The following is a 26364-nucleotide window of genomic DNA, read 5'->3' on the forward strand; positions in this document are numbered from 1 at the left end:
CCGCCCCACCCGTGTCACTCCTGGAAGCGGTACCCCATTCCGGCCTCGGTGATCAGGTGCCGCGGATGCGACGGGTCGTCCTCGAGTTTGCGCCGCAGTTGCGCCAGATACACGCGCAGGTAGTGCGTCTCGGTGGCGTAGGCCGGCCCCCACACCTCGCGCAGCAGTTCCTTCTGCCCGACCAGCTTGCCCTTGTTGCGCACCAGCATCTCGAGCATCCCCCACTCGGTCGGGGTGAGGTGCACCTCCTCGCCCCCCTTGGTCACCTTCTTCACCGCGAGGTCGACGGTGAACGAGTCGGTCACCACCACCGGTTCTGCGGCATCGGCCGCCGCGGTGTTGCGACGCACTGCCGCCCGCAACCGGGCCAGGAACTCGTCCATGCCAAAGGGTTTGGTGACGTAGTCGTCCGCCCCCGCGTCGAGGGCGGCGACCTTGTCCGCGGAGTCGGTGCGCGCGGACAGCACGATGACCGGTGCGGTGGACCAGCCCCGCAGGCCCGCGAGCACCTCGATGCCGTCCATGTCCGGGAGCCCGAGATCGAGGACGATCACCTCGGGGTGACGCTCGGCGGCCGCCCGCAGCGCCGCCGCCCCGTTCGCGGCGGTGGTCACCTCGTAACCACGCACGCTCAGATTTATCCGGAGTGCCCGCAGGATCTGCGGCTCGTCGTCGATCACCAGTACCCGGGTCACCCGGTCACCTCGGTCATGCAGTCACCTTCCCGATTCCCGCCAAGTCCACCACCATCGTCAGCCCGCCACCGGGTGTGTCGGTGGCGCTGACTGTTCCACCCATCGCCTCGACGAATCCGCGCACCACCGACAGTCCCAGACCGACGCCGGTCGAGTTGTCGCGGTCGCCGAGACGTTGGAACGAGTCGAAGATCTGATCCTCCGCGCCGCGCGCCACCCCGGGCCCGGTGTCGGCCACGGTGATCAGCACCCGGTCCCCCACCTCCGCCGCCGCGATGCGGACCGGCGAGTCCGGCGCGTACCGGAGCGCGTTGTCCACGAGGTTCGCGATCACCCGCTCGAGCAGTCCGCTGTCCGCCGCGACCGCGTGCCCACCGACGTCGACCTGGACGCGCTCGCGGCCGGCGTTGCCGAGGACCGGGGTCCCGACACCCACCCCGACCAGCGCGCGATGCACCACTTCCTCCAGATAGACGGGCCGCAACGTGGGTCGCACCACACCCGCGGCGAGGCGCGAGGAGTCGAGGAGGTTGCCGACGAGGTTGGTCAGCTGGTCGGCGGACTCCTCCACCGTCGCAAGCAGTTCCGCCGTGTCCTCGGGCGAGAACTCCACGTCGTCGCTGCGCAGGCTGGACACCGCGGCCTTGACCGCGGCCAGTGGCGTGCGCAGGTCGTGGCTCACCGCCGACAGCAGTGAACGCCGCAGCCGGTCCGCCTCCGCCAGGGCCTGCGCGGTGCTGGCCTCCTCGGCGAGCTGGGCCTGTCGGATCAGCCCGACCGCCTGGTTCGCGACGGCCGCCAGCACCCGGCGGTCCCGGGCCCGCAGTTCGCTGCCCCTCAGCGCCAGTGCGTACTCGCCCTCGCCGACCTCGCAGGCGGTGTCCGCCTCGGCGACCGATGTCGGCGGCGTCTCCCCGACGGAACTCACCACGCCGGTCCCCCGGCGGATCACGCTGACGGACCGCTGGCCGTAGGTCTCGCGCACCTTCTCCAGCAGCGCGGGGAGGTCGGCGCCGCGCAGCACCGAGCCGGCGAACAGGGCGAGCAGCTCGGCCTCCTGCGAGGCCAGGCGAGCCTCCCTGGCCCGCTTCGCTGCCGCGTCCACCAGCACCGCGACGGCCACCGCGATCACCAGCAGCACCACGGTGGTGATGAAGTTGTCGGGCTCGGCGATCGTGAAGCTGTGCAGCGGCGGGGTGAAGAAGTAGTTGAGCAGCAGTCCGGACATCAACGCGGACAACACCGCCGGGCCGACACCGCCGAGCAGCGCGACCAGCAGCACGACGATGAAGAACAGTGCGCTCTCGCCGCCGACACCGAAGTGGTGGTTGGTCACCCCCATCACCGAGGACGCCGCGACCGGCACGAGCACCGCGGCGAGCCATGCGAGGATCGTGCGCGAGCGTGATCCCGGCGGGGACAGTCTTCGTCGGGTGTTGGTCTCGCCGTGGGTGACCATGTGCACGTCGATGCTGCCGGATCGCTGCACCACGCTCGCGCCGATGCCCTCGTCGAACATCCGCGCCCAGCGCGAACGCCGGGAGGTGCCCAGCACCAACTGGGTCGCGTTCGCCGACCGTGCGAAGTCCAGCAGCGTGGCCGGGACGTCGTCACCGACCACGCTGTGCAGGCTCGCGCCGATGCTCGCACACAGCGCGCGCACGGCACCCATCTCCGGCGCGGACACCCCGGCCAGCCCGTCGCCGCGCACCACGTGCACGACCATCAGTTCGGCACTGGCCTTCGAGGCGATCCGGCTGGCGCGTCGCACCAACGTCTCCGACTCCGGGCCACCGGTGACGGCGACGACCACCCGTTCGCGTGCTTCCCAGGTGTCGGTGATCGCGTTCTCGGCCCGGTACTTCGCCAGTGCCGCGTCGACCTGGTCGGCCACCCACAGCAGTGCGATCTCCCGCAGTGCCGTGAGGTTCCCGCGCCGGAAGTAGTTGCTCAGCGCCGCGTCCACCTTCTCGGCGGCGTAGATGTTTCCGTGGGAGAGCCTGCGCCGCAGTGCTTCCGGCGTGATGTCGACCAACTCGACCTGAGTGGCCGCGCGCACCACGCCGTCGGGGACGGTCTCCTGCTGAGCCACCCCGGTGATCTGGCGGACCACGTCGCCGAGACTTTCGAGGTGCTGGACGTTCAGCGTGGTCAGCACGTCGATACCCGCAACGAGTAGTTCTTCGACGTCCTGCCAACGCTTCTCGTTGCGACTGCCGGGGGTGTTGGTGTGGGCGAGCTCGTCGACGAGCACGACCGCCGGCCGGCGACGCAGCACCGCGTCCACGTCCAGCTCACCCATCGTGGTGCCGCGGTACTCGAGGAGTTTCGGCGCGACAACCTCGAGGTCGCCGAGTTGCGCGGCGGTGCGGGCGCGGCCGTGGGTCTCCACCACGGCCGCGACCACGTCGGTTCCCCGCTCGCGGCGCCGGTGCGCCTCGCCGAGCATCGCGAACGTCTTTCCGACACCCGGCGCCGCGCCCAGGTATATCCGCAGTTCTCCGCGCCTGCGCTCGTCGGGGGTGTCGGTACCGCTCACCTGGCCATCATCCACCAGTCGAGGAGGTGCCGCACGAAGGCGCGGTCAGGCCGAGCGCGAGGTTGAGTTCGAGCACGTTGACGCGCTCGGCACCGAGAATCCCGAGCTGGCGACCCTCGGTGTGCTCGTCGACCAGCTCGCGCACCCGGGCCTCGGAGATCCCGTTCACCGCAGCGACGCGGCGCACCTGCAGTTGCGCGTACTCGGGGCTGATGTGCGGGTCGATGCCCGAACCGGAGCCGGTCACCGCGTCGAGGGGAACCGCCGAGGCCGGCACTCCCTCACGCTCGGAGATCTTCGCGCGACGTTGCTCGACGAACGAGGCCAGCAGCTCACTGCTGGGCCCCAGATTGGTGGGCAGGGCGGTGGCCGGGTCACCGGGGGCGAAGGCGTTCTCGTCGGACACCGAGCCAGTGACCCTGTTGTGGAAGAACGGATCCGGCGCGCCGGCCGGCACCTGCGAGTCGACGCCGACCCACCGGCTTCCGACGACGCAGCCGTTGGCGTCGTGCACGGGCGATCCCTCCGCGGAACCGGCACTGATCCTGCCGACTCCCCAGACGGCCGCGGGATAGAGCACGCCGAGGACAGCGGTGAGGGCGAGTAGGACCAGCAGTCCCGCCCACACCTGCCGCATGAAACCGATTGTGAATCGCATTCGAGCTCACCCAATTCCAGGAACGAGACGGACAACGAGGTCGATCAACCAGATCCCGACGAACGGCGTGATCACGCCACCGAGTCCGTAGATCAACAGGTTTCGTCCCAGCAGCTGTGAGGCAGTCGACGGCCGGTACCGGACGCCCTTGAGCGCCAACGGGATCAGCGCGACGATCACGAGCGCGTTGAACACCACCGCCGAGACGATCGCCGACTGCGGCGTCGCCAGGTGCATGATGTTCAGAGCGCCCAGCTGCGGGTAGATCCCGCTGAACAGCGCGGGCAGGATGGCGAAGTACTTCGCCAGGTCGTTGGCGAGCGAGAACGTGGTCAGGGCTCCCCGGGTGATCAGCAACTGCTTGCCGATCTCGACGACCTCGATGAGCTTGGTGGGATCGGAGTCCAGGTCCACCATGTTGCCGGCTTCCTTGGCGGCGGAGGTCCCGGTGTTCATCGCGACCCCGACGTCGGCCTGCGCGAGCGCGGGGGCGTCGTTGGTGCCGTCGCCGGTCATCGCGACCAGCCGGCCGCCCGCCTGCTCCTTGCGGATCAGCGCGAGCTTGTCCTCCGGGGTGGCCTCGGCCATGAAGTCGTCGACGCCCGCCTCTGCGGCGATCGCCTTCGCGGTCAGCGGATTGTCGCCGGTGACCATCACCGTCCGGATGCCCATCGCCCGAAGTTCCGCGAAGCGCTGCGCGATACCGGGTTTGACGACGTCCGAGAGCTGGACCACGCCGAGGACCCGGGTCTGCCCGGCGCTCGCCCGCGCGACCACCAGCGGAGTTCCGCCACCGAGCGCAATCTCGTTCACCGTGTCGGTCACCGCCGGCTCGGCGCTGCCGCCGTGGGTGGCGACCCAGGCCAGCACTGCGTCGCCCGCGCCCTTGCGGATCTCCGCCCCCGGCTGGTCGAGTCCGCTCATCCGGGTCTGGGCGGTGAACGGCACGAACTCGGCCGCCCGCTCGCTCTCGGTCGGATCCGGGGACAGCCCGAACTCCGCCGCGCACAGGTCGACGATGCTGCGACCCTCGGGGGTTCCGTCGGCCAGGCTGGACAGCCGCGCGGCCGCCGCGAGTTCGGCCGCGTCGACGCCGGGCGCCGGGTGCAGCGCCGTCGCGCGCCGGTTACCGAAGGTGATGGTGCCGGTCTTGTCCATGAGCAGGGTGTCGATGTCGCCTGCGGCCTCCACCGCACGGCCGGACATGGCGAGCACGTTGCGCTGCACCAGTCGGTCCATGCCCGCGATACCGATGGCGGAGAGCAAGGCACCGATCGTCGTCGGGATCAGGCACACAAGCAGGGCGATCAGCTTGACCGGGTCCTGCTCGTGGCCGGCGTAGAGCCCCATCGGGCCGATCGCCACCACTGCGAGCATGAAGACGACGGTGAGCGAGGCGAGCAGGATGTTCAGCGCGATCTCGTTCGGCGTCTTCTGCCGTGCCGCGCCCTCGACGAGCGCGATCATCCGGTCGACGAACGAGTGACCCGGCGCCGCAGTGATCTCGACGACGATCCGGTCGGACAGCACGATCGTGCCGCCGGTCACGGCGCACCGGTCGCCACCGGACTCACGGACCACCGGCGCGGACTCACCGGTGATCGCGGACTCGTCCACGGTCGCGATGCCCTCCACCACGTCGCCGTCGCCGGGGATCACCTCCCCGGCGGTCACGACCACCCGGTCGCCGACCTTCAGCTCGGTGCCGGGCACCGACTCGGTCGTTCCGCTCGTCGTGAGGCGGTGGGCCGTGGTGTCCTGCTTCACCTTTCGCAGGCTGGCGGCCTGCGCCTTGCCACGCCCCTCGGCCACCGACTCGGCGAGGTTCGCGAACAGCACGGTGAACCACAGCCACGCCGTCACCACCCACGAGAAGACGGACGGGTCACCGACCGCCATCAGCGTCGTGACGACCGACCCCACGAACACGACGAACATCACCGGATTGCGAGCCAAGTGGCGCGGGTCGAGCTTGCGGACCGCGCCGGGCAGCGCGGTGAGCATCTGCCGTGGACTGAAGATCCCGGCCTTGACCGGGGTCGGCTCGTGCGGGTCGTCCGGCAACGTCCCGGCCACGCCGGGTCGCTCCTCGACCGTTGACTGCACACTCATTGCAAAGCCTCCGCTATCGGGCCCAGCGCCAGGGCCGGGAAGAATGTCAGTGCCGCCACCAGAACGACGGTGCCGGTGAGCAGTCCGGCGAACATCGGGCCGGCAGTCGGCAGGGTGCCCGCGGTGGGCGCGGTCTTGCGTTGCGAGGCAAGCGATCCGGCCAGTGCCAGCACGAAGATGATCGGAAGGAGCCGTCCCAGCAGCATGCAGACGCCGAGCGAGGCCTGGAACCAGTCGCTCGTGACCGTGAGGCCACCGAACGCGCTGCCGTTGTTGTTCGAGGCCGACGCGAACGCGTAGAGCACCTCGGTGAAGCCGTGAATCGAACCGGGAGTGCCCGGGTCGCCGCTGTTGCCCTGGAATCCGGTGGTGGACGACAGGATCACGGTGATCCCGGTGCCGATCAGCACCAAAGCCGGCATCACGAGCACCGACAGGGCCGCCAGGGTGATCTCACGCTTGCCGAGCTTCTTGCCGAGGTACTCGGGGGTGCGTCCGACCAGCAGACCGCCGACGAACACCGCGATCAGGGCGAAGATCAGGATCGAGTAGAGCCCGGTTCCCACCCCGCCGGGAGCGATCTCGCCGAGCAGCATGTTCAGCAGGACCGCCCCGCCGCCGAGCGGCGACATGCTGTCGTGCGCGGAATTGACCGCGCCCGTGGAGGTTCCCGTCGTGCTCACGGCGAACAGTGCGCTGCCGGGGATGCCGAACCGGACTTCCTTGCCTTCCATCATGCCGCCGGCCGCGGTCGCGGCGACCCCGCGGTGCCCGGACTCGGCGGCCAGGGTGACCGCGAGCAGACCGGCCCAGAGCAGCCCCATCACCGAGAGCAGGGTCAGGCCCTGCTTCCTGTCCCCGACCATCGTGCCGAAGGTGCGGGTCAACGCGACCGGGATCAACAGGATCGCGATGATCTCCACGATGTTGGTGATCGGGGTCGGGTTCTCGAACGGATGCGCCGAGTTTGCGGCCAGGATGCCGCCGCCGTTGGTGCCCAGCTCCTTGATGGCCTCCTGCGAGGCGACCGGCGCCAGGGCGTTGGTCACCGAGTGCCCGTCGAGGCCAGTGGACCCGAAGCCGGTGTGGAAGGACTGGATCACGCCCTGGCTCAACAGGATCAGCGCGATGACGAACGAGAACGGCAGCAGGATCCGCAAGCTGCCGCGGGTCAGGTCCACCCAGAAGTTGCCGATCTCGCCGCCTCGCGAGACCCGGACGAAGCCGCGGATCAGCGCGACCGCGACGGCCATGCCGACGGCCGCGGAGACGAAGTTCTGCACGGCCAGACCGAGCGGCTGGGTGAGGTTGCTCATCGTGGTCTCGGGCGCGTACGACTGCCAGTTCGTGTTCGCCACGAAGGAGGCGGCGGTGTTGAACGCGACCGCGGGGCTCACCCCGGACAGGCCTCCACTGAGCGGCAGCACGCCTTGGATGCGTTGCAGGAAGTACAGGAACAGCACGCTCGCCGCGGAGAACCCGAGCAGGGAGCCTGCGTAGCCGTACCAGGTCTGCTCGGCACGAGGGTTGATGCGGCACAAGCGGTACAGCACCGACTCGACGCGCAGGTCGCCGGACCTGAGTTCGGTATCGGTGGTGTACACCTTCGCCATGTAGTCGCCGACGGGAACGTACAGAATCGCCAGTACGCCGAGTACCAGTGCTGTCTGCAGTCCCGCGGCAAGAGCGGGATTCACTTGGCTAGAACCTTTCGGGATCGACGAGCGCGACCAGCAGGTAGATCACGAGGGCCACCGCGAGCGCGATCAGAACGACGCTCAACGTGCCCGCGACCGTCACCGCGCGCTCGTGTTGTGGGTGGATCCCGCGGAACGACCGGAACCGCTCTGCAGCACGCGCAGCACCAGCGCGCAGGCACCGAATATCCCGATGATCAGCAGAACGTAGGCCAGATCAGCCATGACGCTTCCTCTTCGACTGTGCACGGTCGCCGGCCATCGGCGAACCGGGCCCGGTGACCGGGCCACAGTGCAGAGTGCTCCCCGAAATCGCCCGTTTCGCCGTCCCTTACGGGTCGCTGACGGCGTGACCTGGTGTGTTGACGCGTTCTTTACGCGCTCCGCGCCCGTGCGCGCGTTTCACCCCGGTGGGGGTAACAGGCGCTCACAGTTCCACGACGCTCGTCCCACCCGCTGTTCACCGACAACAACCATTTGGGTTCACCCATCGACACCGCGACCGATTACCTCACGCGGTGATCGGTCCGTTCAGGGTCTTCTTGGGGGACTGCGGCAAGGCGTATCCTGGCTGGTCAGAGTCGCCTAGTTACGCGGCAACTCACGATGAAGTCTCACTCTGCAGATCCGCGACTGTTTGTTGCTGCTACGGAGGTTAGATCGTGCCGAAACTCGAGCTGATTCATTGCAAACCAGTCGGGACTCCGAACGGTCCTCCGATTCTGCTCGTGCACGGTGGGTGGTGTGGTGCTTGGTGCTGGGAGTACGGGTTCATCGACAAGCTGACCGAGCTCGGCTGGGAAGTGTATGCACTGAGCCTGCGCGGCCACGGCAAGAGTGAGGGCAGAGACAAACTCCGCTGGGCGAGCATCAAGAACTACGTCGACGACGTCCGCTCGGTCGCGGATTCACTGCCCACGCCGCCGCTGATTGTCGGCCACTCGATGGGCGGGTTTGTCCTTCAACGGTATTTGACGAAGGGCCACCCCGCTGCGGCCGCCGTATTGATCGCTCCGGTGCCGGCGGCGGGGATTCGCGGGTTCACAATGCGTTTGATTCGCCGCCATCCGCGGGTGTGGCTTCGCTGCTATCTCACGCTGAGCCTGATGCCGGTCGTGGAAAAGCCGGATCACTTCCGTGAATGGGTTCTCGGGCCCGAAACGACCGAAGAGCGAGTGCTTGAAATGCACAGCCACCTTCAAGATGAGTCGTTTCGCGCCGTCGTCGACATGACCTTCGCGCTGCCGCCTCGACGCAAGGACATCCCCGCCATCCCGATGACGGTCATTGCTGGGGAGAATGACGCGATCTTCACGGTCAAGGGAGCACAAAGTACCGCCAGGAGGTTCGGAGTCACCGCTCATGTTGTTCCGGGCATGCCCCATGGTCTGCTCGAACCGCATTGGCGTGATGAAGTAGCCGAACGCATCGACAAGTTCGCGCGTTCGACAACCTGACACGGCGAGACTCTCCCGTACGTCCGGCCAGTCCTCCGCGGTGGCGGCGAACATGACGGTGTCACGGACAGTGCCGTCGGCCCGACGAAAGTGCCGACGCAAGGTGCCCTCGTACTGCGCGCCGCGCCTGGCGATGGCCTGCTGGGATCGGTGATTTCGTGATGTTCTGGCGGGTTGCGGCCCACACCGAGCTGATCAGTGTGGCGGTGCGGTGCGGCCAGGGGTCGTCGTCCGGGCACGAATCACGCACCGCGACGAAGTGGTCCAACTGGTCGACCATCAGGACACCTACCCCGCTTCCCGAACCCCTACGCTGACCGGAACTGTGCGCGCGTTTCACCCCAATGGGGGTGAAACGCGCGCACGGGCGGCGGAGCCGCCTCGCGGCCGCGGCTGGCACTTCGGGCAGCTGTACGACGACCGGTTCATGAACTTCTCGCGGCGGATCGGGGCGCCGCAGCGCGGGCACGGCCGGTCCTCCTGTCCGTAGGCGGACAGCGCCCGGTCGAAGTACCCGGATTCGCCGTTGACGTTGACGTACAGCGCGTCGAAGGAGGTGCCGCCCTGCGCGAGCGCCTCCCCCATCACCTCGGTGACGGCGGCGAGCAGCTCACGCACCTGCGGTCGGGTCAACCGGTCCGCGGGCCGGTTGCCGTGAATTCGGCTGCGCCACAACGCCTCGTCGGCGTAGATGTTACCGACCCCGGAAAGCACCGTCTGGTCGAGCAGCACCCGTTTGATCTCGCTGCCCTTGCCGCGAATCGCACCGACCACGGCCTCCGCGTCGAACGCGGGGTCGAGGGGGTCGCGGGCGATGTGCGCGACCGACTCCGGCAGCGCGGTCCCGTCGACGACCACGATCGGAGCGAGCGCCCAGCCGCCGAAGGTCCGCTGGTCGACGAACCGCAGCTGGGTGCCGGTGTCGAGTTCGGCGAGGATCCGAAGGTGCTTCTCGCGCACCGCTTCCGGCGGTTGGACCAGCATCTGTCCGCTCATCCCGAGGTGCACGACGACGGCCAGGTCGCCGGGCGAGAGCTCGAGCCAGAGGTACTTACCGCGCCGGCGGGCACCGGTCACGGACAGTCCGGCGAGCTGCGCAGCAAGGTCGGCGCCGCCGAGCAGATGCCTGCGCACCGCGCGCGGGTGCAGCACCTCGACGGATTCGATCCGTGCGCCCACGACGTGTGCGTCGAGTCCGCGCCGGACCACCTCGACCTCGGGCAGCTCGGGCACTTCCGTCAGCCGACCTGGTCGGAGTTGCCCTCCGAGAGCGACTTCCAGGCGGTGCTCGCGGCCTTCTGCTCGGCTTCCTTCTTCGACCGTCCGATGCCGACGCCGAGCGGGTTGCCCGCGACGACCACGGTCGCGGTGAACTCCTTGTCGTGATCGGGTCCGGTCGCGCTGATCTCGTACGAGGGCACGCCGTCGCCGCGCTCGGCGGTCAGTTCCTGCAAGCTGGTCTTCCAGTCGAGGCCGGCACCGAGCTTCGGGGCCCGCTCGAGCAACCCGGCGAACAGCGTCCGCACGACGGTGCGCGCGGTGTCGATGCCGTGCTGCAGGTGCACCGCACCGAGCAGCGACTCCATACCGTCCGCGAGGATGCTCGGCTTGTCGCGTCCGCCGGTCATCTCCTCGCCCTTGCCGAGCAACAGGTGCGCACCGAGGCCACCCTCGCCGAGCTCGCGCGCCACCTCGGCCAGCGCGTGCATGTTGACGATGCTGGCCCTGATCTTCGCGAGCTCGCCCTCGGACTTGTCCGGGTGGGCGACGTAGAGCGTCTCGGTGATGGTCAAGCCCAGGACGGAGTCACCGAGGAACTCCAGTCGCTCGTTCGTCGGCAGTCCACCGTTCTCGTACGCGTACGAGCGGTGGGTCAAGGCCAACGTCAGGAGCGGTTCGTCCAGAACAACGCCAAGAGCGGCGAGGAGGGAACCGTGAGTCCCCTCCTCGCCGCCGGCGGGAGCTGTGTTGCTCGTACTGCTCGTCACTGCGCGACTAGACCGCAGCGGTGACCTGACGACCCTTGTAGGTGCCGCAGGACGGGCACGCGATGTGGGGCAGCGTCTTCTCGCCGCAGCCACGGTTCGGGCAGGTGATGAGGGTGGGCGCAGTGGTCTTCCACTGGCTGCGCCGCGACCGGGTGTTGGATCGCGACATTCTGCGCTTGGGGACAGCCACTTCTACTTCTCCTCGGCTTCGGTGTTCACACGACTCTTGCTGGACTGGGATGCTGCAGTATCGACGTCGAGACCGGCGTCCAATTTCCCCGCGAGGGCAGCCCAACGAGGATCCAGTATCTCATGTCCATGCCCTGATTCTGCAATCGCCAGGCGAACCCCACATTCGGGGCACAGTCCCTGGCAGTCTTCGCTGCACAACGGCTGCAGCGGAAGTTCGAGCCCGGCGGCGTCGACGATCACCGGTTCGAGGTCGATCAGGTCGTCCTCGACTCGGTAGACCTCGTCTTCCTCGGTGGTCTCTTCGGTGACGCTGTCCGGGTATGCGAACAGTTCGGTGAGGTGGAGATCGAACTCACCCTCGAACGGTTCGAGGCACCGCGAGCACTCGCCCTTGGTCTCGGCGTGGACGGTGCCGGTGACCAGCACGCCCTCGGAAACCGATTCCAAGCGCAGGTCCAGGTCGACGTCGGCGCCTTCGGGAACCCAGATCAGGTCCAGGCCGATGCGCGACGGCGACGTCACGGTGCGGGTGACGGTTGCCATGGATCCGGGCCGACGGCCGAGACTGCGGGTGTCCAGCACGAAGCCACCGACCTTCGGACGGTGGGAGGCGGAACTGTGGGAGGACACGCGAATACTCTTTCGTCAGGTAACCAAGCGGACTGGGCAACCACCCCAGGGTACGCGATACCTGCGGGTTCACGAAATCCGTCAGCGGCGACGCCCCCAGGTCTCAGCGGCGACGTTCGGACCGTCGATCCTCCGGCTCGTCGTAGGTCGGCACGCCCGAGCCGGTCCGAAGTTGCTGACGGCCGCGGCCGACCGACCGGACGGTCCCGGTGAGGAACTCCTCGAACTCGGCGAGCTTGTTGTCGACGTAGAGGTCGCAGTCCCCGCGCAGCCGATCCGACTCGGCGTGCGCGGCGTCGATCACCCGCGAGGACTCCGCGTGCGCGGCCTGCACCACCTCGGTCTGCGAGACCAGGCGGTCCTGCTCCGCCTGCCCCTCGGCGATCGACCGCTCGTGCGCGGCCCGGCCGGACTCGATCATGCGGTCGGCCTCGGCCGCCGCCCTGCCGGTGACGTCGTCGTACTGGTTGCGCGCATCCGCGATGGTGCGCTCCGCCTCGTCCTGCGCATCGGCGACGAGCTGATCCGCGTGTGCCTGTGCCTCCGAGACCATCCGGTCGGCCTTGTCCTTGGCGTCGGCGAGGATCCGGTCGGCGTCGGCGCGCGAACTGGAGAGCGTCTCGTCGGCCTCCGCGTTGGCGCTCGACACCGTCTGGTCTGCCTGTGTGCGCGCGTCGCCGACCAGCTTGTCGCGGTGGTCGAGCACGTCCTGCGCGTCGTCGAGCTCACCGGGGATCGCGTCACGGACGTCGTCGAGCAGCTCCAGCACGTCGCCGCGCGGCACCACGCAGCCGGCGGTCATCGGGACACCGCGAGCCTCTTCCACGATCGCGACGAGCTCGTCGAGCGCCTCGAATACCCGGTACACGCCACACCCCATTCGTCGTCGACGGCTTACCTGCACCAGTCTGCCTGCCGACGCGCTCGTGGACGCCTCGCCACGCCCGGTGTGTCGGGACCTACTGCGCGCGACGCTCCTCGATGCGCGCCAGCAGCTGTGCGTGCACCTTCGCGGGCAGCATGTCGGCCACGTCGCCGCCGAAGGTCGCGACCTCCTTGACCAACGAACTCGACAGGTAGCTGTACCGCGGGTTCGTCGCGACGAACAGCGTGTCGACCCCGGTCAGCTTGTGGTTCATCTGCGCCATCTGCAGTTCGTAGTCGAAGTCGTTGGCGCCGCGCAGGCCCTTCACGATCGCGGTGGCGCCGTTGGCCTGCGCGTAGTCGACCAGCAGTCCGTGCCAGGAGTCGACGCGCACGTTCGACAGGTCCGAGGTGGCCTCGCGCATCATGGCGATCCGCTCGTCGACGGTGAACATGCCCTGCTTGCTCTTGTTGACCATCACCGTGACGATGACTTCGTCGAATTGTGCCGCGACACGGCCGATCACGTCGAGATGACCGTTGGTGACGGGATCGAAGGACCCGGGGCAGACCGCACTGCTCATGACTGCAGACCGTAACAGGCGATCTCGACCCGAGTGTCGCCGTACTTGCGGACCCGCTCGACCACCAGTCCGGCCGGCCACACGGTGTCCGCGGAGCGGGACGCACGCTCGACCACCACCATCGAGCCCTCCCCGATCCAGCCGCCTCCGGCGAGCGCGGCGAGCACCGAACCGAGCTCCTCCTCCCCCAGCGCGTACGGCGGGTCGAGGAACACGATGTCGTACTCGCGGTCGGGCGCACCGGCGACCACCGCGGCCACCGGCGCCGTCCGCACCAACGCGCCCGGCAGCCCGACGGTGGCGACGTTCTCCCGCACCACCGCCGCGGCCTTGGCGTTCGACTCGACCAGCACGACGTGCTCGGCCCCACGCGAAAGGGCTTCCAGCCCAAGGGCTCCCGACCCCGCATAGAGGTCGAGCACGGCCGCGCCGTCGAGTTCGACGCGCGCGTCGAGGGCGCTGAACAACGCCTCCCGGACCCGCTCGGAAGTCGGCCGGGTGCCCGCGGCGGGCACCCGGAGCCGGCGCCCACCTGCGGCGCCGGCCACGATCCGGGTCACCTCGCGGCCCCGGCCACGCACGATGTCACTGCGGGCCGTCCTCCTCTGCCGCGACGACGGAGATGACCGCGAGCAGGTCCCCGCCCTCGACCTGCTGGACCGGCCCGATCGCGAGGCGGGTGACGATGCCGCCGCGGCTCGCGGTGATCGCGGCCTCCATCTTCATCGCCTCGATGGTGGCGACGGTGTCGCCCGCCGCGACCTTCTGGCCCTCGGCGACGACCAGGGTGACGACGCCGGCGAACGGGGCGGGCACGTGGCCGGGATTGCCGCGGTCCGCCTTCTCCGCGACCGGAACCTCACTGGAGATCGAACGGTCCCGCACCGACACCGGCCGCAGCTGGCCGTTGAGGATGCACATCACCGTGCGCATGCCGCGCTCGTCCGCCTCCGAGATCGCCTCGAGCCCGATGAGCAGTTCGACGCCGGGCGCGAGCTCGACCCGGTGCTCCTCGCCGCGGCGCAAGCCGTAGAAGAACTGATTGGCCGACAGCCGCGAGGTGTCCCCGTACTTGTCGCGATGCTCGAGGAATTCCTTTGTCGGACCGGGGAACAGGAGCCGGTTGAGGGTGTCCTGCCGCTCCTTCGAGGAGCCTGCCAACCCGGCCTCGTCGGCCGCCGTCAGCTCCGCCTCGGGCTTCGCCTCGCCGCGACCCTCCAGCGCCTTGCTGCGGAAGGGTTCCGGCCAGCCACCGGGCGGGGTACCGAGCTCACCACGCAGGAACCCGATCACCGACTCCGGGAGGTCGAACCGGGACGGGTCCGCGGCGAACTCGTCCGTCGACACACCCGCGCCGACCAGGTGCAGCGCCAGGTCGCCGACGACCTTCGAGGACGGCGTGACCTTCACGAGCCTGCCGAGCATCCGGTCCGCGGCCGCGTACTTGGCCTCGACCTCCTCGAACTGGTCGCCGAGACCGAGCGCGATGGCCTGCTGACGCAGGTTCGACAGCTGGCCGCCGGGGATCTCGTGCGTGTACACCCGGCCGGTCGGGGCGGGCAGGCCGGACTCGAACGGCGCGTACACCTTTCGCAGCGCCTCCCAGTACGGCTCGAGGTCGCACACTGCCGCGAGGTCGATGCCGGTGTCGTACGGACTGTGCGCCGCGGCGGCGACGATCGCCGAGAGCGCCGGCTGACTGGTGGTGCCCGCGAGCGGGGCCGCAGCCCCGTCGACGGCGTCGGCGCCGGCGTGCCAGGCGGCCAGGTAGGTCGCCAGCTGTCCGCCCGGGGTGTCGTGGGTGTGCACGTGCACCGGCAGGTCGAAGTTGCTGCGCAGCGCGGACACCAGTGTGGCGGCCGCCGGCGCGCGCAGCAGTCCCGCCATGTCCTTGATCGCGAGCACGTGCGCGCCCGCCTCGACGATCTGCTCGGCCAGCTTGAGGTAGTAGTCGAGGGTGTAGATGTTCTCGTTCGGGTTCGACAGGTCTCCGGTGTACGACAGCGCGACCTCCGCGACGGTCGTGCCGGTCTCGCGGACCGCGTCGATCGCGGGCCGCATCTGGTCGACGTTGTTGAGCGCGTCGAAGATCCGGAAGATGTCGACGCCGGTCGCGGCGGCCTCGTGGACGAAGGCGCGGGTCACGGCCTCCGGGTACGGGGTGTAGCCGACGGTGTTGCGTCCGCGCAGCAGCATCTGCAGGCAGATGTTCGGCACCGCCTCGCGCAGCGCAGCGAGACGCTCCCAGGGGCTCTCGTGCAGGAAGCGAAGCGCCACATCGTAAGTCGCGCCGCCCCAGGCCTCGATCGAGAGCAGTTCCGGCGTCATCCGGGCGACGTGCCCGGCGACCGCAAGCAGGCCACCGGTGCGCACCCGGGTCGCGAGCAACGACTGGTGCGCGTCGCGGAAGGTGGTGTCGGTGACGGCGAGGGCCTTCTGCTCGCGCAGGGCGCGCGCGAAGCCCTCCGGCCCCAGCTCGACCAGGCGCTGCTTGGAGCCGGCGGGCGGGGCCGCCTTGAGGTCGATGGCAGGCAGCTTGTCGCGCGGGTAGACCGTCGACGGCCGCTCCCCGTGCGGCTTGTTGACGGTCACGTCGGCCAGATAGGTCAGGATCTTGGTGCCACGGTCCGCCGATGCCCGCGAGGTGAGCAACTGCGGCCGCTCCTCGATGAACGAGGTGGTGACGCGGCCCTCGCGGAAGTCGGGGTCGTCGAGCACCGCCTGCAGGAACGGAATGTTCGTCGCCACACCGCGGATGCGGAACTCGGTGACCGCGCGGCGGGCGCGCGCGACCGCGGCGGGCAGGTCGCGGCCACGACAGGTGAGCTTGACGAGCATGGAGTCGAAGTAGGCGCCGACCTCGGCGCCCAGGTTCGCGCCGCCGTCGAGTCGCACGCCCGCACCACCGGGGGTGCGGTAGGCGGTGATCCGCCCGGTGTCGGGGCGGAATCCGTTGGCCGGGTCCTCGGTGGTGATGCGCAGCTGCAGGGCGGCTCCGCGGAGTTTGATCGAATCCTGGCTCAGGCCGAGCTGTTCCAGCGACTCACCGGAGGCGATGCGGAGCTGCGCCTGCACGAGGTCGACGTCGGTGACCTCCTCGGTCACGGTGTGCTCGACCTGGATTCGCGGGTTCATCTCGATGAAGACGTGGTTGCCGCGCTTGTCGAGCAGGAACTCGACGGTGCCTGCGCAGCTGTAGTTGATCTGCTTGGCGAACGCGACGGCGTCCGCACAGATCCGGGCCCGCAGCTCCTCGGGCAGGTTCGGAGCGGGCGCGAGCTCGATCACCTTCTGGTGCCGGCGCTGCACACTGCAGTCGCGCTCGAACAGGTGGATGACGTTGCCCTGGCCGTCGGCGAGGATCTGCACCTCGATGTGGCGGGGGTCGATCACCGCCTGCTCGAGGAAGACGGTGGCGTCGCCGAAGGCGGACTCGGCCTCGCGCGCGGCCGCCTCGATCGCCTCGCGCAGCTGGGCGCGCTCGGCCACCCGGCGCATGCCGCGTCCGCCACCGCCCGCGACGGCCTTGACGAAGATCGGGAACTCCATCGTCTCGGCGGCCGCCAGCAGCTCGTCCACGTCGGCGGACGGTTCGGAGGACGCCAGCACCGGCAGGCCCGCGGCCTTCGCCGCGGCGATCGCGCGCGCCTTGTTACCGGTGAGCTCGAGCACCTCGGCAGACGGTCCGACGAAGGTGATGCCCTCGGCGGCGCAGGCCGCGGCGAGGTCGGGGTTCTCGGAGAGGAAACCGTAGCCCGGGTAGACGGCGTCCGCCCCCGCCTTCTTCGCCGCCGCCACGATCTCGGCGATGGAGAGGTAGGCGCGCACGGGATGACCCTGCTCGCCGATCTGGTAACTCTCGTCGGCCTTCAGACGGTGGACCGAGTTGCGGTCCTCGTAGGGAAAGACGGCAACGGTGCCCGCGCCCAGCTCGTAGGAGGCGCGGAATGCCCGGATCGCGATTTCGCCGCGATTGGCAACCAAGACTTTTGAGAACATCGCTGAAAATTACCCCTGCGTTCGTCACGATCGCGGCGTGGCGTTCCACCATCCGGGAATCTCCCGCACAATTGGCCACCTGTAACGATGCAGTACGCTACCGGCAGGCACCTCACAGAGTCACGACACCCCCTGTGAACTGCGGTTTCAGCTACTTTCCGCGATCGAGCCGACGGTCGGATCCGGCTCGCCGCGCCACTGCCGGCAGTTCGTCGCGGTACGCGAACAGGTCGTCGGTCATGTCAGGACTTCTCCAGGAATTCGATGCGGTCGGCGTCGAGCGCGGCGGTCACCATCGACGCGAGCCCCGGATGCTCGGTCAGGTCCGGATCGGCGGCAACCACCTGCTGGGCGAATTCACGCGCCGACGCGATCACGTCCTCGTGGTCGAGCAGCGAGAGCAGTCGCAGGGTCTTCACGTTGCCGGACTGCGCCGCACCGAGCACGTCACCCTCCCGCCGCTGCGCGAGGTCCAGTTGGGCGAGCTCGAAACCGTCGTTGGTGCCCGCGACCGCACTCAGTCGCTGGAACGGCGGCGAGCCGGTCTTCATGCCGGTGACCAGGATGCACAGGCCCTGGTGCTTGCCGCGACCGACGCGACCGCGGAGCTGGTGCAGCTGACTGACGCCGAAGCGGTCCGCGTCCACGATGACCATGACCGTCGCGTTGGGCACGTCGACGCCGACCTCGACGACGGTGGTGCACACCAGGACGTCGATCAAGCCGGCCGTGAAGTCGCGCATCACCGCGTCCTTCTCGTCGGACGGCAGCCGGCCGTGCAGCAGTCCGGTGCGGACGGTCGCGAGCGGGCCCGAACGCAGCTCGTCGAACACGGCGACGGCGGCCGCGGTCTGCGGCGCGTCACCCCCCTTGGGCTGCTTCGGTTTCCGGGCAGGTTTGCGTGGCGTGGGTTCCGGACCGCTGTCGCCGCCGAAGAAGTCGTCGAGGTCGAGCGCGGGTTCGCCGCCTGCCTCGTCGTCCTCGTCGCCGTCGCCGATCCGGGAGCACACCACGTAGGCCTGACGCCCGTCGGCGACCTCCTCGAGGATCCGCTGCCACGCCCGGTCCACCCACGCCGGCTTCTCCCCGGCGGGCACGACGCTGCTCACGATCGGGGAACGACCCCGGGGCAGCTCCCGCAAGGTGGAGGTCTCGAGGTCGCCGAGCACGGTCATCGCGATGGTCCGCGGAATGGGGGTCGCGGTCATCACGAGCACGTGCGGGCTCAGTCCCTCGCGGGCGCGGGCGCGCAGGGCGTCCCGCTGCTTCACACCGAACCGGTGCTGCTCGTCCACGACGACCATGCCGAGGTTGAAGAACGTGACGCCCTCCTGAATGAGGGCGTGGGTGCCGATGACGATTCCCGCGTCACCGACCATCGCCTCGTTCAGCGCCGCCCGCTTGGCGGGAACCGACATCGACCCGGTCACCAAGGTGACCCGAGTCGCGTGCTCCGCGGCACCGAGTTCGCCTGCCATGGCGAGGCCGCCGAGCATCTGTCGCACGGATCGGGCGTGCTGCGCGGCGAGCACCTCGGTCGGAGCGAGCAGCGCGCACTGGTGGCCGGCGTCGATCGCCTGCAGCATCGCGCGCAGCGCGACGACCGTCTTGCCCGACCCGACCTCGCCCTGCAGCAGCCGGTTCATCGGGTGCGGCCGGGACAGGTCTGCCGAGATCTCCTCAGCCACCGCAAGCTGTCCGTCGGTGAGGGTGAACGGCAGCTGCGCGTCGAACGCCGCGGCGAGGCCGTCGGCCCTCGGCGGGCACGCAGGGGCGACGCGTTCGTCGACGGCGTGCCGGCGCTGCGCCAGGACCAATTGCAGCGCCGCCGCCTCGTCGAACCGCAATCGTTCGCGGGCCCGGTCGATGTCGTCGTTCGTCTCCGGCAGGTGCACCAGGCGCAGGGCCTCGTCCAGGCCGATCAGCCCGAGATCCTCGCGGACGGCGTCCGGCAGCGGATCTGGTACGTCGTCGAGTTGGTCGAGAACCTGCCGCAGGGAGTTCGCGATCGCCCAGGTCTCGACGTCCCGGGTCGACCGGTACATCGGGATCAGTTCCCGGTCGAAGATCTCCATGTCGACACCCGCGTCCGCCCCCTGCGCGCTGCGGGCCATGCCGGCGAGCTCCCCGGAACCACGGACCCGACCGCCGATTACCGGCTCACCGTCCCCGGTCGGCAGGATCAGGTAGCTCGGGTGCGTCAGCTGGAGTTGTTCCCGGAAGTACTTCGCGGTGCCCGAAAACATCGCCCGCACACCAGGTTTGATCACGTGCGCGACCTTCTGCGGATTGAAGAACGTCGCATCGACCCGCTGCTTGTCGGACTCGAGCGCGGTGCGGAGCATCTTGCCGTTGCGGTTCTTGAAAGGCACCACTTCGGCCTTGACGACAGTGGCGACCATCGTGATGTGTGCGCCCTCGGGCGGCTTGCTCTCGCCGAGTTCCGCGCCCTGTGTCGCGTAGCGCTGCGGGTAGTGCCGCAGCAGGTCCTCGACGGTGTGGATGTCGAAGGCCTCGGCCAGTGCGTCGGCCATCTTGCGCCCGAGCAGGTGGTCGAGCCGGTCCGTCAGTGTCGCCATCAGTGCTTGTCCGCCTATTCGACGCCGAGTTGCAGGAGGTCGCCGTCCTGTCCACCGGGGTAGATCAGGACCTCGACACCGGGATGGTGCTTGGCGACGTGGTCGGTGAGCAGGTCGGCGAGCCCGTCGGGAACCTGGGCGCCGAGCAGCAGGGTGACCAGTTCACCACCCACCCCGAGGACGTTGTCGAGCAGCCGCCGACCTGCCTCGGCAGCGTCGGGCGCGATCACCACCACCTCGCGGCCGAGCAGGCCGAGGCCGTCGCCGCGCTCGCAGGTGCCGATCAGCGTCAGCGCCCGCTCCTCGGCGACGCGCAGAGACCCCCACCGCGTGGTCGCGGCGGCCTCGGACATCGCGAACGCGTCGTCCACGGCGACCCGCTCGGGATCGTGCACGGCCAACGCCGCCAGCCCCTGCACCACCGAGGAGGTCGGGAGCAGCAGCACCGAATGGTTCTCGTCGCGCGCCGCGACGCCGACGGTCACCAACTCCTGGGCCGGCAACGCGCCGTTGGGCAGCACCAGTACCTCTCCGTAGCCCAGCCGCCGGATCGCGGCGAGCAACTGGTGCGGCGTCACCGGTTCGTCGCAGCGCAGCACCGCGGCGCCCTCGGCCGCGAACAGTTCGGCAGCGCCGTCCCCTGCGACCACGGCCAGAATGGCGCGCCCTGCCGACCGGGCCGGCACGGGCGGCCGCTCGCGCGCGGCGTCGAGCGCGAAGCACGAGATCCGGATCTGTCGCGGCCTGCCCGCGGCCAGGCCCGCCTCCACCGCAGCGCCGGGGTCCGCGCAGTGCACGTGCACCGACCATGACCCGCCGCCGTCGCCGACGATGATCACCGACCCGCCCAGTTCGTCGAGACGCGAGCGCAGGGCGCCGACCCGGTGGTCGTCGGAGTCACCGAGCAGGTACATGACCTCGTAGTCCTGCCCACCCGCGTCGTGGTCGCACTCGACCGGTGGCCCGGTCGGTGCCTCGACAGCCTCGGGTGCGGGGGCCGCGACCGCGACGACGGTGAGGTCGGACCGCTCGGGGATGACGCCGGTGACCACTCCGACCAGCGCGTCGAGGATCACCACCAGCCCGAGGCCGCCCGCGTCGACCACGCCCGCCTTGCCGAGCGCGGCCAGCTGGGACGGGGTCTTGCCGAGTGCCTCGGCCGCGGCCGCAGCCGCGACCGACACCACGCCGCCGAGGTCGGTGCCGCGCGGGCAGGCGTCGGCCGCCGCCGCGGCGTGACGCAGCACAGTCACGATCGTCCCCTCGACCGGAATGCTGATCGCCTCGGCCGCCAGAACAGCAGCCTCGTTCAGTGCGCCACGCACGCTCTCCGCATCGAGAGGGCCCGCTCCGGCGATCTCCGCGATGCCGCGCAGTACCTGGGACAGGATCACCCCGGAGTTGCCGCGGGCGCCGGCGACTGCGCCGCGCGCGAGGGCTGCGGCGACCTCGCCCACCGAGGCTTCCTCGACTGCGCCCCTCGCCTCGTCGGCGGCGGCACGCATCGTGAACAGCAGATTGGTTCCGGTGTCGGAATCGGGCACCGGGAAGACGTTGAGCCGGTTGATCTCCTCGCGGCGACTCGCGAGGCCGTCCACACAGACCCGCGCCCAGCGGCGTAACGCCGCCCCGTCAACGCTCTGAAGGGCCTCGAGCACCTCGGTTCTGTCCCTCCGCCCGTGTGGGTAGTGTCGGTCCCGCAAGACTAGCGGGCGGGTGCGGCGATGCACGCGGCTCGATGCGCGGGGCGGGCCGGTTTGGCCATTCGATCCCGTTGCAGCTAGTCTTGAGCGGTTGCCTCGCAAGGGTCGCTTCGGCTACCCCTGTTCGTAGGCGAGCACAACAAGCACCACCGCAACACAGCTCGACTGCACGACAATGAAGTTATCCATTCACCAAATCAAGGAGTTCGCGACTATGGCTGCCGTCTGCGACGTATGCGCCAAGGGACCCGGCTTCGGTAAGTCGGTCTCGCACTCGCACCGGCGTACCAACCGTCGCTGGAACCCGAACATTCAGACTGTCCGGGCCCAGGTTGGACCCGGTACCCGTCAGAAGCTCAACGTGTGCACCTCCTGCCTGAAGGCGGGCAAGGTCGTTCGCGGCTGATCTTCCCCAGCATCGACTGTGCCCCCGACACCACCCGGTGTCGGGGGCACAGTCGTATTCGCGACCATGCACGGGCCGAACGGGATCGGGGTCACGGCCCGACAGACGAAATAGATATGGTGCACCGGTGACTTCACTCGACGGCCTCAGCCGCGTCAGCCTCGAAGGCGACGTTCTCCGCATCGCGATCGCCACCGCCGACAACGGCACCTCCCTGGACTTCGACGGCGTCGACCAGGGCACCCAGGCCCTGACCGCCGTGTCAGCCGGCACACTCGCCGCCCGCAGCGTGCTGCTGATCGGCGAGGGCGCCAACTTCTGCGCGGGCGGCAACGTGCGCGCGTTCGCCGGGGCCGAGAACCGCGGCGAGTTCGTCGGCGACCTCGCCCGAACCCTGCACGAGTTCGTGCGGGCGATCGACGCCACCGAGGTCCCGGTGATCGCGGCGGTACAGGGCTGGGCGGCGGGTGCCGGGATGAGCCTGGTGTGCGCGGCGGACATCGCGATCGGCGGCCCGTCCACCAAGCTGCGCCCGGCGTACCCGTCGATCGGCTACACGCCCGACGGCGGCATGTCCTGGAACCTGCCGCGGATCGTCGGCGTCGCCCGCGCCCGCGAGATCCTGCTCACCGACGCCGTACTCGGCGCAGACGAGGCAGTGCGCGTCGGTGTCCTCAGCCGGCTTGTCGGGGACGACGAGGTCAAGGACGAGGCCCTGCGCGTCGCCCGCACCCTCGCAGCCGGACCGACCAGCGCGTACGCCGGCATCAAGCGACTGCTCGAGGGCTCCGGTTCGGCCACCCTGTCGGAGCAGCTCGACGCCGAGACCGCGTCGATCTCCGCCGCCGCGGGCACTCCAGCGGGCCGTGAGGGTGTCGACGCGTTCGTCGAGAAGCGCCGCGCGGACTTCGCGACCAACCGCTGAACCAGCGGACGCAGAAGACTGGACCTACCGAATTCTCAATCTGTACAGATCGCACGTTCTGTACAGATTGAGAATTCGCGACGTACACACTGTGCCGGACCCGGCGAGCTCGACCAGCGTCGATTGACAGCCCCCGGAACCTACGGGGACTTCGTCAGGGCAGGCGCCAGTCGACCGGCTTGCCGCCCGACTCCTCGAGCAGCCGATTGGCGCGGCTGAACGGGCGCGAGCCGAAGAACCCCCGCGAGGCCGACAGCGGCGACGGATGCACCGACTCGACGACCGGCACGTCCCCGAGCATCGGTTTGAGGGTGGCGGCGTCGCGCCCCCACAGGATCGCGACGAGTGGTCGCGGCGCCCCGGCGGGATCGGTCCGCTCGACGAGCGCCCGAATCGCCTGCTCGGTCACCTGCTCCCACCCCTTGCGGCGATGGGATGCGGCCTGGCCCGGCTGCACGGTCAGCACCCTGTTCAGCAGCAGTACGCCCTGCTCCGCCCACGGCGTCAGGTCCCCGTTGGCGGGAGTCGGGTACCCGAGGTCGGCGCTGTACTCGGTGAAGATGTTGGCCAGGCTTCGCGGCACGGGACGGACATCGGGGGCAACCGAAAAGCTCAGTCCCACTGCGTGACCGGGGGTCGGGTAGGGATCCTGTCCGACGATCAGGACGCGGACGTCGTCGAGCGACTGCCCGAACGCGCGCAACACGTTCTCGCCCGCAGGCAGGTAGTCACGACCCGCCGCGGTCTCCGCGCGCAGGAACTCCCCCATCGCGGTGATCCGGTCCGCGACAGGTGCGAGCGCGGCCGCCCATCCCGGATCCACCAGTTCAGCCAGTGGACGCGGCGCCATCAGTCGAGCCTGCGCAGCGACTCGCGGTAGAACGCAGAATTCGCGGCGTACATCTTCACGTTCATCTCGACGTGCCCGATCGGCACTTCGTAGCCCTCGCGGATCTTCGCCGGAACGCCGAGCGCCATGCGCCGCGCAGGGACCTCGAACTTGAACGGAATCACCGCGCCCGCACCGACGATCGCACCCGCACCGATCTTCGATCCGTTCAGCACGATCGATCCGGACGCGATCAGGCAGTCGTCCCCGATCGTCGACCCCTCGATGTGGGCGCTGTGCCCGACCACGCAACCCGACCCGATCACCGTCGGGTCGATCGGCGTGCAGTGGATGACGGTGCCGTCCTGGATGTTCGTGTTCTCGCCGATGCTGATGGTTCCATAGTCACCACGCAGGACGGCCTGCGGCCACACCGAGGCACCCGCCGCGAGGGTCACCGCGCCGATGACCACCGCATCGGGGTGGACGTAGGCGTCCGGATGGATGTCGGGCTCGCGGTCACCGAGTGCATAGATTGGCATGCGTGCAACCTATCTAAGAGAAACTCTGCCAGCCGCCGGCACCCGTCCACGACTGCCCGTCGACGGTGACACCGGCACCCGCGCGGACCTCACCGATCCGGCGCCAACCCTCGGGCAGCACCGCCTCTGTGGGGAATGTCGCAGCCAGGGCGTGATCCTCACCGCCGGTGAGGACCCAGTGCCGTGCGTCGACGTCCAGTGCCGCAGCCGCGGCCCGCAGTTCAGTCGCGGGTTCGAGCAGCGAGGAGTCCAGGTCGATGCCCACTCCGGAGGCCGTGCACATGTGTCCGAGGTCGGCGACCAGTCCGTCGGAGACATCCGTCATCGCGGTCGCACCGGCCCGGGCCGCGGCGGGTCCGGCAACGTACGGCGGAACCGGCACCTGGTGCGCGCCAACAAGTTCCGGAAAGTCGACCGACCCCACGAGGAGCACTGCAAGTCCGGCGGCCGACCAGCCGAGCCTGCCCGCGACCGCCACCAGGTCGCCCGGACGCGCACCCGACCGCAGTACCGCGTCCGCACCGCCGAGGTCGCCGAGGACAGTGATCGACAGCACCACCTGCTCGGACTGCACCGTGTCGCCGCCGACCACCCCCGCGCCCAGCGCCTGCGCCTCGGCCCAGATGCCGTCCGTCAGTGCGTCGGTGAGCGCGACCGGGGTGTCCGGTGGGCACCCGAGCGACACCAGGAACGCGGTGGGCCAGGCGCCCATCGAGACGATGTCAGCGCCGTTCTGCGCGACCGCTTTGCGTCCCACCTGCTCGGGCTTCGACCAGTCGAAGCGAAAGTGCCTGCCCTGCACCAACATGTCGGACGAGACGACCACCCGTCCGTCGGGCGCCCGCACCACTGCAGCGTCGTCACCGGGACCGAGCAGCGTGGTGTCCGGCTGCGGCCGACCCGCGACGGCGCGTTCGATCACCGCGAACTCCCCGATGTCGGCGACCGTGCGTCCCGCGTCGGGATCCGTCGAGCTGATGGCGCACCTCCGTCGAAAGTGACCGCGGTACCCTTGAGGGCGGCCGGGGATCGACCCGGTCGAGCACGGAGCAAGCCAGGTCACCGCGACTCTACCGAGGTCGTGATGGCGCTGCGCTGGGAAGGGGCCCACCGGTGGTGCAGGCTTTCATCTTGATACAGACCGAGGTGGGCAAGGCCACGTCGATCGCGCAGCAGATCGCGGGACTGTCCGGCGTACTTACCTCCGAGGACGTTCTCGGGCCGTACGACGTCGTCGTACGTATCGAGGCTGCCGGCGCCGACGAGATGCCGGCCGTGGTTCAGCGAATCCAGCAGGTCGCGGGCATCACCCGGACCCTGACCTGTCAGGTGGCGGCGAGCGCGTGACCGAGAACTCTTCCGAACCCGACGCAGTGTCCGAGTCCGACGCTGTAACCGAGTCCGACGCTGCGACAGAGTCCGACGCTGCCTCCCGCCGCAGTCCCGGCCTGATCGCCGCCGCCGTCGCACTGCCCGTCGCGTTGGTCGTGGGCGTCCTAGTCGCCGCGTTCATGGCCGGGCGCAATCCGACACTCGAACCCGTCGCCCTCGGCGCGGTCCCGGCACCCGCCTCGGGCTCGCCCGAGTGCACCGCACTGACCGGCGCGCTACCCGAGAAACTCGGCGACTTCACCCGCGCCGAACTGGTCGACCCGGCCCCGGAGGCCGCGGCGGCCTGGCAGTCGGCGGACGCCTCGGAGATCGTGCTCCGCTGTGGCCTCGACCGGCCCACCGAGTTCAACGCGGCGAGCGCCCTGCAGGTCGTCAACGGCGTGCAGTGGTTCGAGGTGCCCGGCGGCGACGGAGTCGACGCCAGCACATGGTTCGCCGTCGACCGCGGTGTGTACGTGGCTGCGACGATCCCGCACGGACTCGGACCGAGCCCGCTGCAGGACGCCTCCGACGCGGTCGCGGCGGCGCTGCAACCGAAGCCGCTCGATCCGGCGCCGGTGCCGAACCCCTAGG

General features: G+C 69.5%; 25 protein-coding genes. 5 read left to right on the forward strand and 20 right to left on the reverse strand.

Annotated features, from left to right (window positions below):
* Positions 1-14 precede the first annotated feature (14 nt).
* From FK531_RS16305 to FK531_RS22900, 7 genes are read right to left on the reverse strand one after another with little or no spacing between them, the layout of a single operon-like run.
* On the reverse strand, positions 15-695 hold the full coding sequence (locus tag FK531_RS16305; protein ID WP_142101166.1) for a response regulator: 681 nt from the start codon (positions 693-695) through the stop codon (positions 15-17).
* A 13-nt stretch (positions 696-708) separates the two neighbouring features.
* Positions 709-3234: a DUF4118 domain-containing protein gene (locus FK531_RS16310; protein WP_290367632.1), complete on the reverse strand. Its 2526-nt coding sequence runs from the start codon at positions 3232-3234 to the stop codon at positions 709-711.
* A gap of 7 nt (positions 3235-3241) precedes the next feature.
* A complete protein-coding gene (locus FK531_RS16315; RefSeq protein ID WP_142101170.1) occupies positions 3242-3892 on the reverse strand; it encodes a potassium-transporting ATPase subunit C in 651 nt (216 codons plus the stop codon).
* A 6-nt stretch (positions 3893-3898) separates the two neighbouring features.
* Positions 3899-6004, reverse strand: coding sequence for a potassium-transporting ATPase subunit KdpB (gene kdpB / locus FK531_RS16320; RefSeq protein ID WP_142101171.1), 2106 nt, complete (start codon positions 6002-6004; stop codon positions 3899-3901).
* Entirely contained in the window at positions 6001-7701 is a 1701-nt protein-coding gene (gene kdpA, locus FK531_RS16325; RefSeq protein WP_142101172.1) for a potassium-transporting ATPase subunit KdpA, read from the reverse strand. The genes kdpB and kdpA overlap by 4 nt, the downstream gene beginning before the upstream one ends.
* Before the next feature lie 4 nt (positions 7702-7705).
* Positions 7706-7804, reverse strand: a complete 99-nt coding sequence (gene kdpF, locus FK531_RS16330) for a K(+)-transporting ATPase subunit F (protein ID WP_142101174.1) — start codon at positions 7802-7804, stop codon at positions 7706-7708.
* Positions 7801-7926 carry a hypothetical protein gene (locus FK531_RS22900; protein WP_290367633.1) on the reverse strand — a complete coding sequence of 42 codons (126 nt, stop codon included), beginning with the start codon at positions 7924-7926 and terminating at the stop codon, positions 7801-7803. Before FK531_RS22900 ends, kdpF begins: the two co-directional genes overlap by 4 nt.
* Positions 7927-8363: 437 nt before the next feature.
* On the opposite strand from FK531_RS22900, the gene FK531_RS16335 reads away from it, so the two are divergent.
* Complete coding sequence (locus tag FK531_RS16335; protein WP_181762987.1) at positions 8364-9158, forward strand: alpha/beta hydrolase; 795 nt, start codon at positions 8364-8366, stop codon at positions 9156-9158.
* Positions 9159-9494: 336 nt separating this feature from the next.
* Here the strand turns inward: FK531_RS16335 and mutM are convergent, their stop codons facing one another.
* From mutM to FK531_RS16390, 10 genes are all read right to left on the reverse strand, one after another.
* Positions 9495-10391 (reverse strand): bifunctional DNA-formamidopyrimidine glycosylase/DNA-(apurinic or apyrimidinic site) lyase, encoded by an 897-nt coding sequence (gene mutM, locus FK531_RS16345; protein ID WP_142101177.1) that lies wholly within the window; start codon positions 10389-10391, stop codon positions 9495-9497.
* A gap of 5 nt (positions 10392-10396) precedes the next feature.
* Positions 10397-11146: a ribonuclease III gene (gene rnc, locus FK531_RS16350; RefSeq protein WP_142101179.1), complete on the reverse strand. Its 750-nt coding sequence runs from the start codon at positions 11144-11146 to the stop codon at positions 10397-10399.
* A 7-nt stretch (positions 11147-11153) separates the two neighbouring features.
* The gene (gene rpmF, locus FK531_RS16355; RefSeq protein ID WP_137799096.1) at positions 11154-11336 is read right to left on the reverse strand and encodes a 50S ribosomal protein L32; all 183 of its coding nucleotides are present in this window, start codon (positions 11334-11336) and stop codon (positions 11154-11156) included.
* A gap of 2 nt (positions 11337-11338) precedes the next feature.
* Positions 11339-11920: a YceD family protein gene (locus tag FK531_RS16360; protein ID WP_142101405.1), complete on the reverse strand. Its 582-nt coding sequence runs from the start codon at positions 11918-11920 to the stop codon at positions 11339-11341.
* Between the two features lie 151 nt (positions 11921-12071).
* Positions 12072-12836, reverse strand: coding sequence for a DivIVA domain-containing protein (locus tag FK531_RS16365; protein WP_142101181.1), 765 nt, complete (start codon positions 12834-12836; stop codon positions 12072-12074).
* 91 nt (positions 12837-12927) lie between these two features.
* Positions 12928-13416 carry a pantetheine-phosphate adenylyltransferase gene (coaD, locus tag FK531_RS16370; protein ID WP_142101182.1) on the reverse strand — a complete coding sequence of 163 codons (489 nt, stop codon included), beginning with the start codon at positions 13414-13416 and terminating at the stop codon, positions 12928-12930.
* Positions 13413-13976 (reverse strand): 16S rRNA (guanine(966)-N(2))-methyltransferase RsmD, encoded by a 564-nt coding sequence (gene rsmD, locus FK531_RS16375; protein WP_142101407.1) that lies wholly within the window; start codon positions 13974-13976, stop codon positions 13413-13415. Before rsmD ends, coaD begins: the two co-directional genes overlap by 4 nt.
* Positions 13977-14001: 25 nt before the next feature.
* A complete protein-coding gene (locus FK531_RS16380) occupies positions 14002-17415 on the reverse strand; it encodes a pyruvate carboxylase (protein ID WP_142101184.1) in 3414 nt (1137 codons plus the stop codon).
* A gap of 242 nt (positions 17416-17657) precedes the next feature.
* Positions 17658-19994, reverse strand: coding sequence for an ATP-dependent DNA helicase RecG (recG, locus tag FK531_RS16385; protein ID WP_142101186.1), 2337 nt, complete (start codon positions 19992-19994; stop codon positions 17658-17660).
* Positions 19995-20008: 14 nt separating this feature from the next.
* Positions 20009-21652, reverse strand: coding sequence for a DAK2 domain-containing protein (locus FK531_RS16390; RefSeq protein WP_142101188.1), 1644 nt, complete (start codon positions 21650-21652; stop codon positions 20009-20011).
* Positions 21653-21911: 259 nt separating this feature from the next.
* Here FK531_RS16390 and rpmB point away from each other — a divergent pair, with 259 nt between their 5' ends.
* Together rpmB and FK531_RS16400 are read left to right on the forward strand one after the other, a co-directional pair.
* Positions 21912-22103: a 50S ribosomal protein L28 gene (gene rpmB / locus FK531_RS16395; protein ID WP_072750141.1), complete on the forward strand. Its 192-nt coding sequence runs from the start codon at positions 21912-21914 to the stop codon at positions 22101-22103.
* A gap of 127 nt (positions 22104-22230) precedes the next feature.
* The gene (locus FK531_RS16400; RefSeq protein ID WP_142101190.1) at positions 22231-23028 is read left to right on the forward strand and encodes an enoyl-CoA hydratase-related protein; all 798 of its coding nucleotides are present in this window, start codon (positions 22231-22233) and stop codon (positions 23026-23028) included.
* Positions 23029-23182: 154 nt separating this feature from the next.
* On the opposite strand, the gene FK531_RS16405 is transcribed toward FK531_RS16400, so the two are convergent.
* Genes FK531_RS16405 through FK531_RS16415 form a run of 3 tightly spaced genes read right to left on the reverse strand, consistent with a single transcriptional unit; the run spans position 23183 to position 25321 of the window.
* Positions 23183-23878, reverse strand: coding sequence for a uracil-DNA glycosylase (locus FK531_RS16405; RefSeq protein WP_142101192.1), 696 nt, complete (start codon positions 23876-23878; stop codon positions 23183-23185).
* Positions 23878-24399, reverse strand: a complete 522-nt coding sequence (locus tag FK531_RS16410; protein WP_142101194.1) for a gamma carbonic anhydrase family protein — start codon at positions 24397-24399, stop codon at positions 23878-23880. The genes FK531_RS16405 and FK531_RS16410 overlap by 1 nt, the downstream gene beginning before the upstream one ends.
* Before the next feature lie 13 nt (positions 24400-24412).
* Entirely contained in the window at positions 24413-25321 is a 909-nt protein-coding gene (locus FK531_RS16415; protein WP_246098208.1) for a thiamine-phosphate kinase, read from the reverse strand.
* Between the two features lie 194 nt (positions 25322-25515).
* Between FK531_RS16415 and FK531_RS16420 the strand changes: the two genes are divergently transcribed.
* Both FK531_RS16420 and FK531_RS16425 read left to right on the forward strand, forming a co-directional pair.
* Positions 25516-25746 (forward strand): Lrp/AsnC ligand binding domain-containing protein, encoded by a 231-nt coding sequence (locus FK531_RS16420; RefSeq protein ID WP_220126959.1) that lies wholly within the window; start codon positions 25516-25518, stop codon positions 25744-25746.
* Positions 25747-25772: 26 nt separating this feature from the next.
* The gene (locus tag FK531_RS16425; RefSeq protein WP_246098219.1) at positions 25773-26363 is read left to right on the forward strand and encodes a DUF3515 domain-containing protein; all 591 of its coding nucleotides are present in this window, start codon (positions 25773-25775) and stop codon (positions 26361-26363) included.
* Position 26364: the final 1 nt, after the last annotated feature.

The sequence above is a fragment of the Rhodococcus spelaei genome (assembly GCF_006704125.1).
GTDB classification, from domain to species: domain Bacteria; phylum Actinomycetota; class Actinomycetes; order Mycobacteriales; family Mycobacteriaceae; genus Rhodococcus_G; species Rhodococcus_G spelaei.